Below are 15,231 nucleotides of genomic sequence, written 5' to 3'. Positions count from 1 at the left end.
CGCGGCCCCGGGCCCCGGCCCCGGCGGCCTGGCTGGTCCTCCCCTGCGGCCAAGACCCCGCCGTCCGCGCCCGCCGCGCCCTGCGCCGCGGTCCGCCCGCCTCCTCCCCCGGGCCGTGACCGCGGCCGGTCCGCCGGGGCCGGAGAGCACGGCCAGGGGTCCGTGGTGGTCGGTGCGCAGGGTGAGGGCGCCCAGAGCGCGCAGGGCGGCCAGGGTCTCCGGGGCGGGGTGGCCGTAGCTGTTGCCCGCCCCGGCCGAGATCAGCGCGATCCGCGGACGCAGCCGGTCCAGCAGCGGCCAGTGCTGGTAACGCGAGCCGTGGTGCGGCACCTTCAGCACATCCACCGGGGGCAGGCCCGGGTGGGCGGCCAGCAGCGCCCGCTGGGCCGGCGGTTCGATGTCACCGGGCAGCAGCACGGTCAGCCCGTGGACACGGAGCAGCAGGGTGACGCTGGCGTCGTTGGCGCCGTGGCCCGCCGCCCGCTCCGGCGGCCACAGCACCTGCCAGGCCAGTCCGTCGCCGAGGGTGCGCCGCTCGCCCGGCGCGGAGACGGTGAGCGGGATGCCGGCGGCGCGGGCGACGGCCGCCACCCGGTCGGCCTGCCCGGGCTCGTCCCGCACCGGTGAGGTCTGCACGGCGGCGACGCTCCGGCCGCGCAGCACCCCCGGCAGGCCCGCCACATGATCGGCGTGAAAGTGCGTCAGCACCAGCAGCGGGATGTGCTCCACGCCGAGCCCGCGCAGGCAGTGGTCCACCGCCCGCGGGTCGGGACCGGCGTCGACCACCAGCGCCGAGCCCTCCCCGGCCCGCACCACCAGGGCGTCGCCCTGTCCGACATCGCAGGCCACCAGCAGCCAGCCCGGCGGCGGCCAGCCGGTGAGCAGGGAGGTCAGCGCGGGCGGCCGGACCAGGGCGAGCAGGAGCAGCAGCGCGGCCGCCGCGACGGCCGCGGGGTGGCGCACGGCGCGGCGGGCCAGCACCAGCAGGGCGGGGGTCAGCACGGCGAGCAGCACGGCCCCGCCCCAGCCCCCGGGCCAGCCCGCCTCGGCGCCCGGCAGACCGGCCCCGGTGCGGGCCACCGCGGCGATCCAGCGGGCGGGCCAGCCCGCCAGCCAGGCCAGCGCCTCGGCGGCGGGCGGGAACACCGGGGCCAGGACCAGCGCCGCCCAGCCCAGCACGGTGGCGGGCGCGAAGGCCGGCTCCGCCAGCAGATTGCACGGGATGGCCACCAGGCTCACCCGCCCGGAGAAGACCACGACGATCGGTGCGCACACCGCCTGGGCGGCGCCCGCCGCGGCCAGCCCCTCGGCGAGCCGGCCCGGTACACCGCGGCGCCTGAGCGCCGCGCTCCAGCGCGGGGCGAGGGTGAGCAGTGAGCCGGTGGCCGCCACCGAGAGCAGGAAGCCGAAGGAGCGGGCCTGCCCGGCCGGGTCGTACAGCACGAGCAGCAGCACGGCAGCGGCCAGCGCGGGCAGCAGGGAGCGGCGCCGGCCGGTGGCGACCGCGAGCAGCGCCAGGGCCCCGCACACCGAGGCGCGCAGCACGCTCGGCCCCGGCCGGCACAGCACCACGAATCCCGCCACCAGGCCGAGGCCCAGCAGTGCGGTGGTGCGCAGCGGCAGGCCCAGCAGCGGCGCCAGCCCGCCGCGCTCGGCCCGTGCGGCCATGCCGGGCCGCCCGGTCAGCACCGCCAGCACGATGCCCAGGTGGGCCCCGGACACCACCACCAGGTGCGCCATGTCCGCTGCCCGGACGGCCTCCTGGAGGTCGGCGGGGAGCCGCGAGGTGTCGCCGATGACCAGGGCGGGGAGCAGGCCGCGCGGGTCGGCGGGCAGCGGGTCGGCGGCCTCCCGCAGCCCGGTGCGCAGCCGGCCGGCCAGGCGCTGCGGCAGGCCGGGCCCGGCGGTGGTGCGGGGCGGCTCGGTGCCGTCGGTGACCAGGACGGCGGCGAGCCGGTGGGAGATGCCCGGGGACGGCGTGGCGAGCCGGCCCGCCACCCGCAGCCGGGTGGTGGGCAGCAGCGCCGCCCATGCCTCCCGGTCCTCCTCCGGGCCGGTGACGACCAGCAGCACCGGGTTGCGGATCTGTGCGGCGGTGCCGTCGAGGGTGGTGACGCGGTGCGCGGTGGCCTCGATCAGCAGCGGCCTGGGCCGGCCGGTCTCCCCGGCGGGCGAACGGGGCGGGCGCGGATCGGCGGTGACGGTCAGTTCGACGGTGACATGGCGGTGGTCGCGGGCCAGTCCGGGCAGCGGCCCGCCCCGNGCCTCGATCAGCAGCGGCCTGGGCCGGCCGGTCTCCCCGGCGGGCGAACGGGGCGGGCGCGGATCGGCGGTGACGGTCAGTTCGACGGTGACATGGCGGTGGTCGCGGGCCAGTCCGGGCAGCGGCCCGCCCCGGGCCACGGCCGTGTGCAGGCCGGTGACGGCGGCCGCCGCTCCGGCGCAGAGCAGTGCCAGGGCGGCAGCGGCGGCCAGCGGCCGGTGCCGCCGGGCCCGGGTGAGCGGCACGGCGAGCAGCGCGGCCGCACCGCACCCGGCGGCCAGCGCGGCGGTCACCGCGGCGGGGAGGGTGAGGGCGAGCGCGGCCATGGCCCAGGCGGCGCCCGCGGCGGGCAGCAGACGCAGGTCGGCGGGGTGGTCCTGGCGCGGACGGGAGGCGCCGAGGCGGTGTCTGGAGGCGGCGTGCACCGGGTGGCGGGGCTGCCCGCCCCCGGCAGCCGCCGGTTCAGAGGACGACACGGTCCCGCAGATCTGCCAGGCGGCGGTCGCCGATGCCGCTGACCTCCAGGAGCTGTTCGACGGCGGTGAAGCGGCCGTGCCGGTCCCGGTGGTCGACGATGTGGCCGGCCAGCACCGGCCCGATCCCGGGCAGCGTCTGCAGTTCCTCGGCGGTGGCCGTGTTCAGGTTCACCGGGCCCGGTTCGGCCGGCGGCCGGGCGGAGCCCGGTCCGGGGGCGGGGGCGGCCTCCTGCCCCGCCGCGCCGACCACCAGGTGCTCGCCGTCCGCCAGCACCCGGGCCCGGTTGAGGCCGGTGATGTCGGTGCCGGGGGTGACGCCTCCGGCGGCGCGCAGCGCGTCGGCCACCCGGGAGCCCTCCGGCAGGGTGATCACCCCGGGCTCGGCCACCTCCCCGGCCACGTCGACCACCACCGACCCGGGCTCCCCGGCATCCCCCGCGTCCCCGCTTCCCCCCGCGCTGCCACCGCTGTCACCGCTGCCACTGCTGTCACCGCCGGTGACGGGTCCGCCGGGTTCGGCGGTGGACGCGGCCACCGGCACCGGCTCCGGCGCGGGCGCCGCCCGGGGCCGCCCGGTGGCGTAGTGATGCACGGCGAAGCCGGTCGCGATGGCCAGCACCACGCCGACGGCCGCCAGCGTCCTCGGCGCGACGCCGCAGCGCGGCGCCGCCCACCGCGGCAGCCGGTCCAGCAGCGCCAGCCGCGCCCGCTGCCGCCACGGCAGCCGGGGCCCGGCCGTCCGCGGTTCCCGCTCCCCCGCCTCGGCGGGCCCCTCCGGGTCCGGGGGGCCGGTGGGGGGAACGGATCCGGTGAAGAGCACCGAGGCCCGCTCCCGCACGTCCTGCCCGCCGCTGTGTGCATGATCTCCCATGCCCCGGGACGGTAAGGGGCAACGCCGGATTCATGTCGATCTTGGTCCGCGCCTGTGGACAACCCCTCCCCCGGACGAGTGACACCACCCCGTGCGCCCCCGGCGGCACGCCAGGGCGGCGCAACGGCACCGACGGCCGCCACCCGCCCCGCGCGGGGCACCGGCCCGGCCGCCGTCGCGGCACACGGCGGCGGAAGGACGGTGTGCGGCCGGCGCACCCGCACCCTGGCTCCGCTTCTGCAACACCNCGCCGTCGCGGCACACGGCGGCGGAAGGACGGTGTGCGGCCGGCGCACCCGCACCCTGGCTCCGCTTCTGCAACACCGGCCGCCGCTGCCGCCCTGGCACTGCTCTGCGCCGGAGCGGCGGCCGCCGTCACCGGCCTGCACACGGCCGTGGCCCGGGGCGGGCCGCTGCCCGGACTGGCCACCGATCACCCGCCTGTCACCAGACTCGTGACCGAGTACCGCTAGCGCGGGGCGACGACGGCGCCCAGCAGGCCGGGCCCGGTGTGCGCGCCGAGGACCGCGCCGACCTCGCTGACGTGCAGCTCGCCCAGGCCCGGCAGCCGCGCCGCCAGCCGCTCGGCCAGCTCCGCGGCACGCTCCCCCGCCGCCAGATGCTGGACCGCGATGTCCACCGGTCCGCTGCCCGCGTGCTGCACGGCCAGGTCCTCCAGGCGGGCGATGGCCCGCCCCGCGGTACGCACCTTCTCGCGCAGCTCGATGCGGCCCTCCGCCATCTCCAGCAGCGGCTTGACCGCCAGCGCGGAGCCGAACAGCGCCCGCGCGGTGCCGATCCGCCCGCCGCGCCGCAGATGTTCCAGGGTGTCCACGTAGAAGAACGCCGCCGCGCCCTCGGCCCGTTTGGCCGCCGCGGCCGCCGCCTCGTCCGCGGTGCCGCCCGCCTCCGCCGCCTCGGCCGCGGAGAGCACCGCAAAGCCCAGCCCCATGGCGATCAGCCTGCTGTCCACCACCCGCACCGGCACCGGGGCGTCCCGGGCGGCCAGCAGGGCCGCGTCATGGGTGCCGGAGATCTCCGAGGACAGATGGACCGAGACGATCGCCCGGGCACCGGCCCCGGCGAGCCGCCGGTAGGTCTCGGCGAACGCGGCCGGGCTGGGCCGCGAGGTGGTCACCGCCTGCCGCTGCCGCAGCGCCTGGGTGAGCCGGCGTGCCGCGTCCTCGGTGCCGTCCTCCACCGCTTCGCCGTCCAGCACCACGGTCAGCGGGACCGAGGTGATCCCGTGCCGTTCCAGCACCGCCTGCGGCAGGTGGGCCGTCGAGTCGGTGACGATGGCGAGGCGGGGGGCAGCGGCACGGGACATGGATCGGAGGATACGCGAGCACTTCCCCCTCGGCGCCGTTGTCCCGGGCGTCGCAACCTTTCCCTGACCTGGCCGCCCCCGCCGCCTCAGGACGCGTCGTCGCGCGGGGCCTTGCGGAACAGCTCGCGGCGCGGCGGCTCCGGCGGCAGCGCCCGCCCGCTCTCCTGCTCGGGCGGGGTCCAGTGCCGCAGCGCCCCGGACTCGATCTCGATCTGCCGTTGCAGGGCGTCGAGTTGCTCGGCGTCGTGGTGCAGCACCCGGTCCTGGGCGGCGTGCCGCAGCGAGTCCGCCGAGCTCTTGATGCGCTCCGCGCGCCGGCGCAGCTCCGGCAGCCGGGCGGCCAGCCGGGCGCGGTCCGGCTCGGCATCCATCAGCATGGCGAGCTCGCCGTCCACCTGCTGCGCGTGCTGGTGCAGCTGCTCCAGCAGTGACCGGGCCTCGCCCAGCGCGGGGTCGTTCTCCGAGACCGCGGCCAGCACGGCGCGGGTGCTGTGCAGGGACTCGCGCAGCTCCTTGCGGGCCCGCGCCGCTTCGCCGACCGGCCCGGGCTGGGACGCCCGGGCGCGGAGGGTGGCGTCGGTGACGGCGCGGCGGGCCTGCCGCACGCCGCGCTCGATGCCGCGCCTGGCGGCCCGTACGCCGCGCACGGCGGCGATGGTGGCCACCGTCAGGAACGCCAGCACCAGGGCCACGATGGCGAGGACGATTTCCATGGTCCGCTCCGCTTCCGCTAGGGCCGCCCGGTCCCGCTCGTCGCCGGCGCAGTGCCACCGGCTCCCTCAAGGGTATGCCCACGGCACGGACACGGGGACGGCCCGGACCCCGGAGGGGCTTCCGGGCCGTCCCCTACGGGAGCGCTTCCGGCCACGGACGGCACCGGACCACACCGGCGGCGCCGCCCCGCCGCCCCGCCGCACCTCTCGGGCGGGGCCCGCTCAGGCGGGCACGATGTTGACCAGCTTGGGCGCCCGGACGATCACCTTGCGCACGCCCGCGCCGCCCAGCGCGGAGACCACCGCGGGATCGGCCAGCGCGGCCTTCTCCAGTTCCTCCGCGGCGATGGACGGCGGCACCTCCAGCCGGGCCCGCACCTTGCCCCTGATCTGCACCACGCAGGTCACCGTCTCGTCCACCACATAGGCCGGGTCGGCGACCGGGAAGTCCTGGTGCACGACCGAGCCGGCGCGGCCCAGCCTCCGCCACAGCTCCTCGGCGATGTGCGGGGCCAGCGGCGCGATCAGCTTCACCAGCGTCTCGGCGACCACCCGTTCAGTGCGGCCCTGCTTGGTGACGTGGTTGTTCAGCTCGGTGATCTTGGCGATCGCGGTGTTGAACCGCAGTCCGGCCAGATCCCGGCGGACGCCGTCGACGGCCTTGTGCATGGCGCGCAGCGTGGCCTCGTCCGGCTCGTCGTCCGTCACCACGGTCTCACCGGTGGTCTCGTCCACCACGTTCCGCCACAGCCGCTGCAGCAGCCGGAACTGGCCGACCACCGCCCGGGTGTCCCAGGGCCGGGAGACGTCCAGCGGGCCCATGGCCATCTCGTACAGCCGCAGGGTGTCGGCCCCGTACTCGGCGCAGATCTCGTCCGGGGTGACCGCGTTCTTCAGCGACTTGCCCATCTTGCCCAGCTCGCGCCGGACCTGCTCCCCGCCGTGCCACCACTTCCCGTCCCGCTCCTCGACCTCGGCGGCCGGGACCGGGAAACCGCGCCGGTCGCGGTAGACGTACGCCTGGATCATGCCCTGGTTGAACAGCTTGTGGAACGGCTCGGCCGAGGAGACATGGCCCAGGTCGTACAGCACCTTCTGCCAGAAGCGGGCGTACAGCAGATGCAGCACGGCGTGTTCCGCGCCGCCCACGTACAGGTCCACACCGCCGTGCGGCTTGGCCTCGTCCGGGCCCATCCAGTAGCGCTCGATGTCCGGGTCGACCAGCTTCTCGTCGTTGTGCGGGTCCAGGTAGCGCAGCTCGTACCAGCAGGAACCGGCCCAGTTGGGCATGGTGTTGGTCTCCCGCCGGAAGCGGCGCGGGCCGCGGCCGTCACCCAGGTCCAGGGTGACGTTCACCCACTCCTCGTTCCGGGACAGCGGGGTCTCCGGCTGGGTGTCGGCGTCCTCCGGGTCGAAGGTGCGCGGCGAGTAGTCCTCCACCTCCGGCAGTTCCAGCGGCAGCATGGACTCCGGCAGGCCGTGCGCCACGCCGTCCTCGTCGTAGACGATGGGGAACGGCTCGCCCCAGTACCGCTGGCGGCTGAACAGCCAGTCCCGCAGCCGGTAGTTGACCGTGCCCCGGCCGGCCCCGGCGGACTCCAGCCAGTCCGCCATCCGGGCCTTGGCCTCCGGCACCGGCAGCCCGTCCAGCGAGACCTCCGGCCCGGCCGAGTTGATGATCCGCGCGTCGTGGGAGACGAACGCCTGGTCCCAGTCGGCCGGGTCCGTGGAACGGTCCTCTCCCGGGTCGACCACGCAGCGCATGGGCAGGCCGAAGGCGCGGGCGAACTCGAAGTCCCGCTCGTCGTGGGCGGGCACGGCCATGATGGCGCCGGTGCCGTAGCCCATCAGCACGTAGTCGGCGATGAACACCGGCAGCTTCTCGCCGTTGACCGGGTTGACGGCGAAGGCCCCCGTGAAGACGCCGGTCTTCTCCTTGGCCTCGGCCTGCCGCTCCACATCGGACTTGGTCGCGGCCTGCTTGCGGTACGCGGCCACGGCCTCGGCCGGGGTGGCGTACCCGCCCGTCCATGCCTCGCCGGTGCCCTCCGGCCAGGCGGCCGGCAGCACCGCGTCGATCAGGTGGTGCTCCGGCGCCAGCACCATGTAGGTGGCCCCGAACAGGGTGTCGTGGCGGGTGGTGAAGACGGTGATGCGGCCGTCCGCCTCGGTCTCGTCGCCGTTCCCGGCCGCGTCGGCCGGGCGCTCCACGGCGAAGTCCACCCGGGCTCCCTCGGAGCGGCCGATCCAGTTGCGCTGCTGCAGCTTGATGGCCTCCGGCCAGTCCAGCGCGTCCAGGTCGGTCAGCAGCCGCTCGGCATAGGCGGTGATCCGCATGTTCCACTGCCGCAGCTTGGCCTTGAACACCGGGAAGTTGCCGCGCTCCGAGCGGCCGTCCGCGGTGACCTCCTCGTTGGCCAGCACGGTGCCCAGGCCGGGGCACCAGTTGACCGGGGCGTCGGTGGCGTAGGCCAGCCGGTGGCGGCCCAGCAGGTCGGCGCGCTCGGCGCTGGTCAGCTCGCCCCACGGCCGGCCGTCCGGGGTCTGCCGCTCGCCCGACGCGAACTCGGCCACCAGCTCCCCGATCGGCCGGGCCCGGTCCGCCCGCTCGTCGTACCAGGAATTGAAGATCTGCAGGAAGATCCACTGGGTCCAGCGGTAGTAGTCCGGGTCGATGGTGGCGAACGAGCGGCGCTGGTCGTGGCCCAGGCCCAGCCGCCGCAGCTGGGCCTTCATGGTGCGGATGTTGGCCTCGGTGGACACCCGCGGGTGGGTGCCGGTCTGCACCGCGTACTGCTCGGCGGGCAGGCCGAAGGCGTCGAAGCCCAGGGTGTGCAGCACGTTGTGCCCGGTCATGCGCAGATACCGGGCGTAGACGTCGGTGGCGATGTACCCCAGGGGGTGCCCCACGTGCAGACCCGCGCCCGAGGGGTAGGGAAACATGTCCATGATGAACCGGCTGGGGCGCCCGGCCCGCTCGTCCCCGGCGGGCGCCGCCAGGTCCCCCTTGGGGTTCGGCGCCTGGTAGGTGCCGTGCTCCTCCCAGTGGTCCTGCCAGCGTGCCTCGATGTCCGCCGCCAGCGCGGCCCCGTACCTGTGTGTGTCGGTCATCGTTCCAGCTCCAGCATCGGATCGTCGTCTGCCCCGGACATGAAAAAGCCCCTCGCACAGGAGGGGACGCCGCGCCGACTCCGCCCGGGAGGGCGGCCGTGGTCAGCGCGGCCCGGTAAGCAGAAGGCGTACGGCACGCATGGGGGTAGCGTACCGCACCCGGTGGACCACGGGGAGCGGAGGCCGCGGCCGCCCGGATACCGGACAGAACGGCAATCGGGCCGCCCGGAATACCGGGCGGCCCGCTGCGGAATGTGGAGCTAAGGAGAATCGAACTCCTGACCTCTTGCATGCCATGCAAGCGCTCTACCAACTGAGCTATAGCCCCGCGAAGGGATGCCGCTGCGACGGAGGACCCGTGGAGCTAAGGAGAATTGAACTCCTGACCTCTTGCATGCCATGCAAGCGCTCTACCAACTGAGCTATAGCCCCTGGTTCTTTCCGGCGGTCTCCCGCAGCGGCGACGCCTACTGTACACGGCGGCCGGGGTGGGATGGCAAATCGGTTCCGGCCGGCCCCGGCAGCGGCCCGACCAGCGGCCCGGCCGGCGGCCCGGCCAGGAAGCCCGGGCGGCCGCCCTCAGGCGCTGGCAAAGGTGTAGAAGCGTTTCAGGGTGCAGTGCTCCTCCAGCAGCCGCCCGTAGATCGGCTCGCCCTCCAGTTCGCGGTATACCTCGATCGGGTCACCTTTTATGATCAGCGCCCGCGCGCACTCCACACACCAGTACTGGTAGGACGGGTTCACCGGCTCCAGATCACGCACGATCGGAGTGCCGCTGCCGCACCAGTCGCATTTCCTGCTGTGAGCACCCATGCGCGATCAGCTCCGGCCTCGGTCGCGGGCGTAGCGCACGTGGACATCCTCCGTCGTCACAGGAGCGTCACCGCCGGCCGGCCCGCACGGGGCGCGGCAGGGGTCGTCCACAGCGCGGCGGCTCGGGCCCGGACCCCGGTCCGGCGGATTCGATTCTGCCACGGCCCATACCCTTCAGATAAGCGAGAAATCCCGCCTCCCTGCCAAGGGAGACGGGATCGATACCCGCGCGGTTCATTGCGCGGGCGAACTCCCGCGGGAAGGCGCCTGCGGAGCCGCCCCCCGGCACGGTGTCAGGTGTCGTCCCCGATCACCGGGGCGGGCAGGCTGCTGGCGTTGTGCTCCAGCAGGCGCCAGCCCCGCACACTCCAGCCGAGCACCGACCAGCAGCAGTTGGACAGCCCGCCGAGCGCCTCCCAGCTGCCCGGGTCCAGCCCGATCAGCCGGCCGATGGTGGTCCGGATGGTGCCGCCGTGGCTGACCACCACCAGCACACCGTTGTCCGGCAGCTTCTCCACCGAGCGCTCCACGCACGGCGCCGCCCGGTCGGCGACCTCGGTCTCCAGCTCGCCGCCGCCGCGCCGCACCGGCTCGCCGCGCTTCCAGGCCGCGTACTCCTCGCCGTAACGGGCCATGATCTCGTCGTGGGTCAGCCCCTGCCAGACGCCCGCGTAGGTCTCCCGCAGCTCCGGATAGTGCTGCACCTCGGTGCCGGTCAGCGCGGCCAGCTCGGCCGCGGTGTCCTGGGCGCGGCGCAGGTCGGAGGCGATGATGGCGTCCGGCCGCAGCCGGGCGAGCATCTGCGCGGAGCGGCGGGCCTGCGCCACGCCCTCGGCGGTCAGGTCGATGTCGGTGCTGCCCTGGAAGCGGTTCTCCACGTTCCACGCGGTCTGGCCGTGCCGCCACAGCACGATCCGGCGTCCCCGGCCGCCGCCCGTCTGCCCGCTCAGCTCAGCTCACCGCCCGGCAGGCCGGCACCGGCCCGGTCCTGATGCTCCGCGGCCTTGCCGCGGGTGCGCCGGGCGTCCTCCGGCAGCGGCAGTTCCGGGCAGTCCTTCCAGAGCCGCTCCAGGGCGTAGTAGGTCCGCTCCTCGGAGTGCTGCACATGCACCACGATGTCCACGTAGTCGAGCAGGACCCAGCGGCCCTCGCGCTCGCCCTCGCGGCGCACCGGTCTGGCGTCCAGAAGCCGGGACAGCTCCTCCTCCACACCGTCCACGATGGCCCTGACCTGCCGGTCGTTCGGGGCCGAGGCGATGAGGAAGGCATCGGTGATGGACAGCACGTCGCTGACGTCGTACGCGATGATGTCGTGCGCCAGCTTGTCGGCCGCGGCCTGGGCGGCGACGGTGATCATCTCGGTGGCGCGGTCGGTGGCGGTCAAGATGCAGCTTTCTCCCTCGCTCGGGGATTCCGCGTTCCAGGGTCTCATGAACCCGCATGGAGCAGCTTCCCGGGACGGGTACCCGCGTGCGCCCGTTTTCCGCCGCACCGGCCGTCACTCCCCGGCGGTCTCCTCCGCGTAGTCCTCGCCGAGCAGCACCACCACATCCGCGGTGGCCGGGACATCGCCCTGCACGGCGGCCTCCTCCGGGAGCCCGAAGGTCCTGGCCACCTGCACGGCCGCCTCCCGCCGCGACTCGTCGGCGTAGCGCACCTCGGACTCGGCCAGGGTCTCGTCCGCCGCCTTGGCGTCCACCACCGTGAAGCCGCCGTTGATCAGCACGATCCGGGCGGACTCGGCCGAGCCCTCCACGCCGCTGGCGTCCCGGACCGCGATCCGCGGGGCCGCACCCGGGTCCGCGTTGGTGACCGTGCCGCCCAGCACGTCCAGCACCACGCTGTTGGCGGTCTCGTCGCTGATGGTGCCGTCGGTCTCCACCGGCAGCAGCTCGGTGGCGTGCCCGTCCTGCTGCGCCTGCCTGCCGAGCTGGGCCAGGCTGGCGCCGAGCTCCTCCTCGGGCAGTGAGGGGTCGGCTATCTGCCCGACGTCCTGCACGACCGCGGTGGCGGCCCCGGCGGAGGTCGGCATCCTGGCCAGCACGGCGGCCATGACCTGGCCGAATCGTTCGAGCTGGGCGCTCTGCGGCTCCTCGGGCGCCCGGTGCACGGCATAGGCGATCGCGGCCCGGCCGGAGAGCAGGGTGTCCTCGCCCTGTGCGACCAGCGGCTCCTCGTCCTCACCGGGGATCTCGGTGTCGGTGTCCACGGTGACGCCGCCCAGCAGGTCCACCAGGACCTCCAGGAACGGGGTGTCCAGGCGCCAGGTGCCCTTGATGTCGGCGCCGAGCAGGATGCCCACGGCCTCCCGGACCGAAGCGGCGCCCTCGTCCACCACGGCCTGGCCCAGGGTGGTGGTGCCGCCGTCCGGGGTGATCACCAGCTCGTTCGGGAGCAGCAGGGTGGTGGCCCTGCCGCTGGTCTCGTTGGCCACCAGCAGCATGGTGGAGGCGGTGTCGCCGCCGGTCTCGCGCAGGTGGACGATGATCACGTCGCGGGATTCGGCGCCGGCCTCGGCGGTGTCCTCGGCGCTGGAGCCGGGGACGAAGGGCAGCCGGTCGGTCATCCAGAGGAAACCGGCGGCGCCCAGCACGGCCAGGACGGCGGCCAGGGCGAGCAGCCTGCGGCGGCCGAGCGCGCGGCGCTTGGCCTCCTCGCGGCGCTCGCTGCGGCTCTCGCTGAACTGCAGCCAGTCGATGACGTCCTCGGACTCGGTGTCCTCCTCGTCGACGAAGGAGAACTGCTCGGTCTGGTACTCCCGGTCGTCGCGCGCACGGCCGCCGGGGCGGCCGCCCGGCTCGGCGGGACGGCGCGGGGCGGGCACCCCGGGGGCGGACGCGGCGGGCTGCGGGCCGGTGTCGTAGTCCTGGAGGTCCTGGGCGCGGGTGTAGTCCTGCACGCCCTGGACGGCGGCCTGCGGACCGGTGCTGTAGCCGGGCACGGCCGGCTGTCCCCCGGTGCCGTAGTCGTGGCCGGGGCCGGGGCCTGGCCGCGGATATCCGCCGCCGTGTGCCTCGGGCAGGGGCGGCACCCCGGCGCCCGGCTGCTGGTGCTGCGGGTAGGGCGGCGCGCCGGGGGCGGCGGGCCCGGCGGCGTACGGATCGTAGCCGTAGCCGTACCCCTGCGCCTGTCCCTGACCGTGCCCCTGTCCGTGTCCGTGTCCGTGTCCGTGATGACCCTGGCCCTGGTCGTAGCCCTGGTCGTAGCCCTGGTCGTAGCCCCGGTCGTAGCCCTGGTCCTGGCCGGTGCCGTATCCCTGCTGACCGTAGCCGTCCTGCTGCCCGCCGCCGTAGGTGCCGTAGGCGTCGTAGCCCGGCGGTGAGGGCTGCTGCTGCGGATGCTGCCCCGGCAGGGGCTCGTAGAGCGGGCGCCCGTACTCGTCGTAGCCGTACACCTGTCCGTACGGATGCTGTCGGTCGTTCACCAGTCCGCCCTTCAACCCCTGTCAGCTCTGCGGCCCGGTCGGGGTCCGGTAGAGCCCGCGCTTGCTGATGTAGCGCACCACTCCATCCGGCACCAGATACCAGACCGGGTCCCCGCGGGAAACCCGTGCCCGGCAGTCGCTGGAGGAGATGGCGAGGGCGGGCACCTCGATCAGGGACGCCTCGCCGCCCGGCAGCCCGGGATCGGCCAGGGTGTGCCCCGGCCGGGTCACGCCGATGAAGTGGGCCAGGGAGAACAGCTCGTCCGCGTTGCGCCAGCTCAGGATCTGGGCCAGCGCGTCCGCGCCGGTGATGAAGAAGAGATCCGCCTCGGGATTGAGCCCGCGCAGTTCGCGCAGGGTGTCGCTGGTGTACGTGGCGCCGGGCCGGTCGATGTCGATCCGGCTCACCGAGAACTGGGGATTCTCGGCGGTGGCGATGACCGTCATCAGATAGCGGTCCTCGGCGGCAGAGACCTCCTTGTGGCTCTTCTGCCAGGGCTGGCCGGTGGGCACGAAGACCACCTCGTCGAGGCCGAACCGGTGGGCGACCTCGCTGGCGGCGACCAGATGCCCGTGGTGGATGGGATCGAAGGTGCCGCCCATCACCCCCAGCCGGCGTTTGCCGGGCCGTATCTGCTCTCCCATGCGCCGACCCTAACCGCTCCGGGGCGAAATGGGGGCGCCGGTCAGCGGTCGCGATTCAGGCGGGTGGTGATCCACAGCAGCAGAAGCAGCGCGGCCAGGGCGCCGGCACCGATGGCATAGGCGTTCAGCGAGGACTCGTGCTCGCCCCCCTCGCTTTCGGCCAGCGTGGTGAGGGCGGTGGTGACGCTGCTGAGAAACATGCGGGACCTATCCAGGGAAGAGGGCATGTGGAAACGTAGGGTCATCGTAAGCGGGCCGGACGCCCGGACCGGACGCCCCCCACCGGTTCACGGAACCTCGCGGCGATTCCGGGGACACTCCGGGCGGACGGCGCGTTGAGCAAGCGGAGACACCGCAATGCCGACCAGGAGGGGGTCTCATGAGTGACGGCACGGAGGACACGGCGGGCAAGGCCGGTCCCGCCCCGGGCGGGGGTCCGGGAGGAGGACCGGGTACGGAGGGCGGCGGCCATCTGCCGGGCCGCGGGCGCCGCCGCTTCCCCGGCATCTCCTCCCGGGCCTACGAGCACCCGGCGGACCGCTCGGCTCTGGTGGCGCTGCGCAAGCTCACCGGTTTTGACACGGTCTTCAAGGCGCTGAGCGCCATGCTGCCGGAGCGCAGCCTGCGGCTGCTGTTCCTGTCGGACTCGGTGCGGGTGAGCGAGCGGCAGTTCCCGCATCTGCACCACATGCTGCTGGACGCCTGCCACATCCTGGACCTGGACAAGGTCCCGCCGATGTTCGTCACGCAGGACCCCAAGCCCAACGCCATGTGCATCGGGCTGGACCGTCCGGTGATCGTGGTGACCACCGGCCTGGTGGAGCTGCTCGACGAGGAGGAGATGCGGGCGGTCGTCGGCCACGAGGTGGGGCACGCGCTGTCCGGCCACGCGGTCTACCGGACGATCCTGCTGTTCCTGACGTCCCTGGCGGTCCGGGTCGCCTGGATTCCGCTGGGCAGCATGGCGATCATGGCGATCGTCACCGCGCTGCGGGAGTGGTTCCGCAAGTCGGAACTGTCCGCCGACCGGGCCGGGCTGCTGGTCGGCCAGGATCTCCAGGCCTCCATGCGCGGCCTGATGAAGCTGGCCGGCGGCAACCACCTGCACGAGATGAACGTGGACGCGTTCCTGGAGCAGGCCGAGGAGTACGAGGCCGGCGGCGATCTGCGCGACTCGGTGCTGAAGATCCTCAATGTGCTGCCGCGCAGCCACCCGTTCGCGGCCGTGCGGGCCGCGGAGCTGAACAAGTGGGCCAAGAGCCGCGACTACCAGCGGCTGATGGAGGGCCACTACATCCGCCGCGACTCGGACGGCGACGCCTCGGTGTCGGACTCGATGCGGGACTCCGCCACGCACTACGCCGGCTCGGTGAAGACCAGCAAGGACCCGCTGATGAAGCTGATCAACGATGTGGCGGGCGGGGCCACCGACCTCGGCGGCCGGATAAGGGACTTCGCCTCCAACGTGGGCCGGCCCCGGCCCGGGACCGGCGGCACGGGCGGCACCGGCAGCGGGAGCGGCTCGGGCGGCGGGGACGCCGCACCGGGCGGCAGCTGAGCGGCCCGGGCCGCGGCGGTCACGGCGTCA

Annotated in this window: 12 protein-coding genes and 2 tRNA genes; 1 reads left to right on the top strand and 13 read right to left on the bottom strand. The window is 74.5% G+C overall.

The window, feature by feature from the left end; translation table 11 throughout:
* The 13 genes from GQS09_RS21080 to GQS09_RS21020 form a co-directional block, all read right to left on the bottom strand.
* A partial coding sequence (locus tag GQS09_RS21080; protein ID WP_313896248.1) for a ComEC/Rec2 family competence protein occupies nucleotides 1–2,739 on the bottom strand: 2,739 nt, incomplete at its 3' end.
* Nucleotides 2,726–3,610: a ComEA family DNA-binding protein gene (locus tag GQS09_RS21075; protein ID WP_165988633.1), complete on the bottom strand. Its 885-nt coding sequence runs from the start codon at nucleotides 3,608–3,610 to the stop codon at nucleotides 2,726–2,728. The genes GQS09_RS21080 and GQS09_RS21075, both read right to left, overlap by 14 nt.
* A 469-nt stretch (nucleotides 3,611–4,079) precedes the next feature.
* Nucleotides 4,080–4,937, bottom strand: coding sequence for a DegV family protein (locus GQS09_RS21070; RefSeq protein ID WP_165988632.1), 858 nt, complete (start codon nucleotides 4,935–4,937; stop codon nucleotides 4,080–4,082).
* Between the two features lie 86 nt (nucleotides 4,938–5,023).
* The gene (locus tag GQS09_RS21065) at nucleotides 5,024–5,650 is read right to left on the bottom strand and encodes a hypothetical protein (RefSeq protein ID WP_207958091.1); all 627 of its coding nucleotides are present in this window, start codon (nucleotides 5,648–5,650) and stop codon (nucleotides 5,024–5,026) included.
* Nucleotides 5,651–5,872: 222 nt separating this feature from the next.
* Nucleotides 5,873–8,761 carry a leucine--tRNA ligase gene (leuS, locus tag GQS09_RS21060; RefSeq protein ID WP_165988630.1) on the bottom strand — a complete coding sequence of 963 codons (2,889 nt, stop codon included), beginning with the start codon at nucleotides 8,759–8,761 and terminating at the stop codon, nucleotides 5,873–5,875.
* Between the two features lie 255 nt (nucleotides 8,762–9,016).
* Nucleotides 9,017–9,089, bottom strand: a tRNA-Ala gene (locus tag GQS09_RS21055).
* Between the two features lie 31 nt (nucleotides 9,090–9,120).
* Nucleotides 9,121–9,193, bottom strand: a tRNA-Ala gene (locus GQS09_RS21050).
* A gap of 147 nt (nucleotides 9,194–9,340) precedes the next feature.
* A complete protein-coding gene (locus GQS09_RS21045; RefSeq protein WP_093837122.1) occupies nucleotides 9,341–9,574 on the bottom strand; it encodes a hypothetical protein in 234 nt (77 codons plus the stop codon).
* A 293-nt stretch (nucleotides 9,575–9,867) separates the two neighbouring features.
* A complete protein-coding gene (locus tag GQS09_RS21040; RefSeq protein WP_165988635.1) occupies nucleotides 9,868–10,524 on the bottom strand; it encodes a histidine phosphatase family protein in 657 nt (218 codons plus the stop codon).
* Entirely contained in the window at nucleotides 10,521–10,958 is a 438-nt protein-coding gene (gene rsfS, locus GQS09_RS21035) for a ribosome silencing factor (RefSeq protein WP_165988628.1), read from the bottom strand. Before rsfS ends, GQS09_RS21040 begins: the two co-directional genes overlap by 4 nt.
* A 114-nt stretch (nucleotides 10,959–11,072) precedes the next feature.
* On the bottom strand, nucleotides 11,073–12,998 hold the full coding sequence (locus GQS09_RS21030; protein WP_165988626.1) for an LCP family protein: 1,926 nt from the start codon (nucleotides 12,996–12,998) through the stop codon (nucleotides 11,073–11,075).
* 21 nt (nucleotides 12,999–13,019) lie between these two features.
* On the bottom strand, nucleotides 13,020–13,643 hold the full coding sequence (gene nadD / locus GQS09_RS21025; RefSeq protein ID WP_165988624.1) for a nicotinate-nucleotide adenylyltransferase: 624 nt from the start codon (nucleotides 13,641–13,643) through the stop codon (nucleotides 13,020–13,022).
* A gap of 41 nt (nucleotides 13,644–13,684) precedes the next feature.
* Nucleotides 13,685–13,843, bottom strand: a complete 159-nt coding sequence (locus tag GQS09_RS21020) for a hypothetical protein (protein ID WP_165988621.1) — start codon at nucleotides 13,841–13,843, stop codon at nucleotides 13,685–13,687.
* Nucleotides 13,844–14,022: 179 nt separating this feature from the next.
* Between GQS09_RS21020 and GQS09_RS21015 the strand changes: the two genes are divergently transcribed.
* Complete coding sequence (locus tag GQS09_RS21015; protein WP_165988619.1) at nucleotides 14,023–15,201, top strand: M48 family metallopeptidase; 1,179 nt, start codon at nucleotides 14,023–14,025, stop codon at nucleotides 15,199–15,201.
* Nucleotides 15,202–15,231: the final 30 nt, after the last annotated feature.

The sequence above is a fragment of the Streptomyces sp. YIM 98790 genome (assembly GCF_011421595.1).
Classification (GTDB): domain Bacteria; phylum Actinomycetota; class Actinomycetes; order Streptomycetales; family Streptomycetaceae; genus Streptomyces.
The sequence above is the reverse complement of the archived record's forward strand: the minus strand, read 5'-3'. Positions and strand labels throughout refer to the sequence as shown.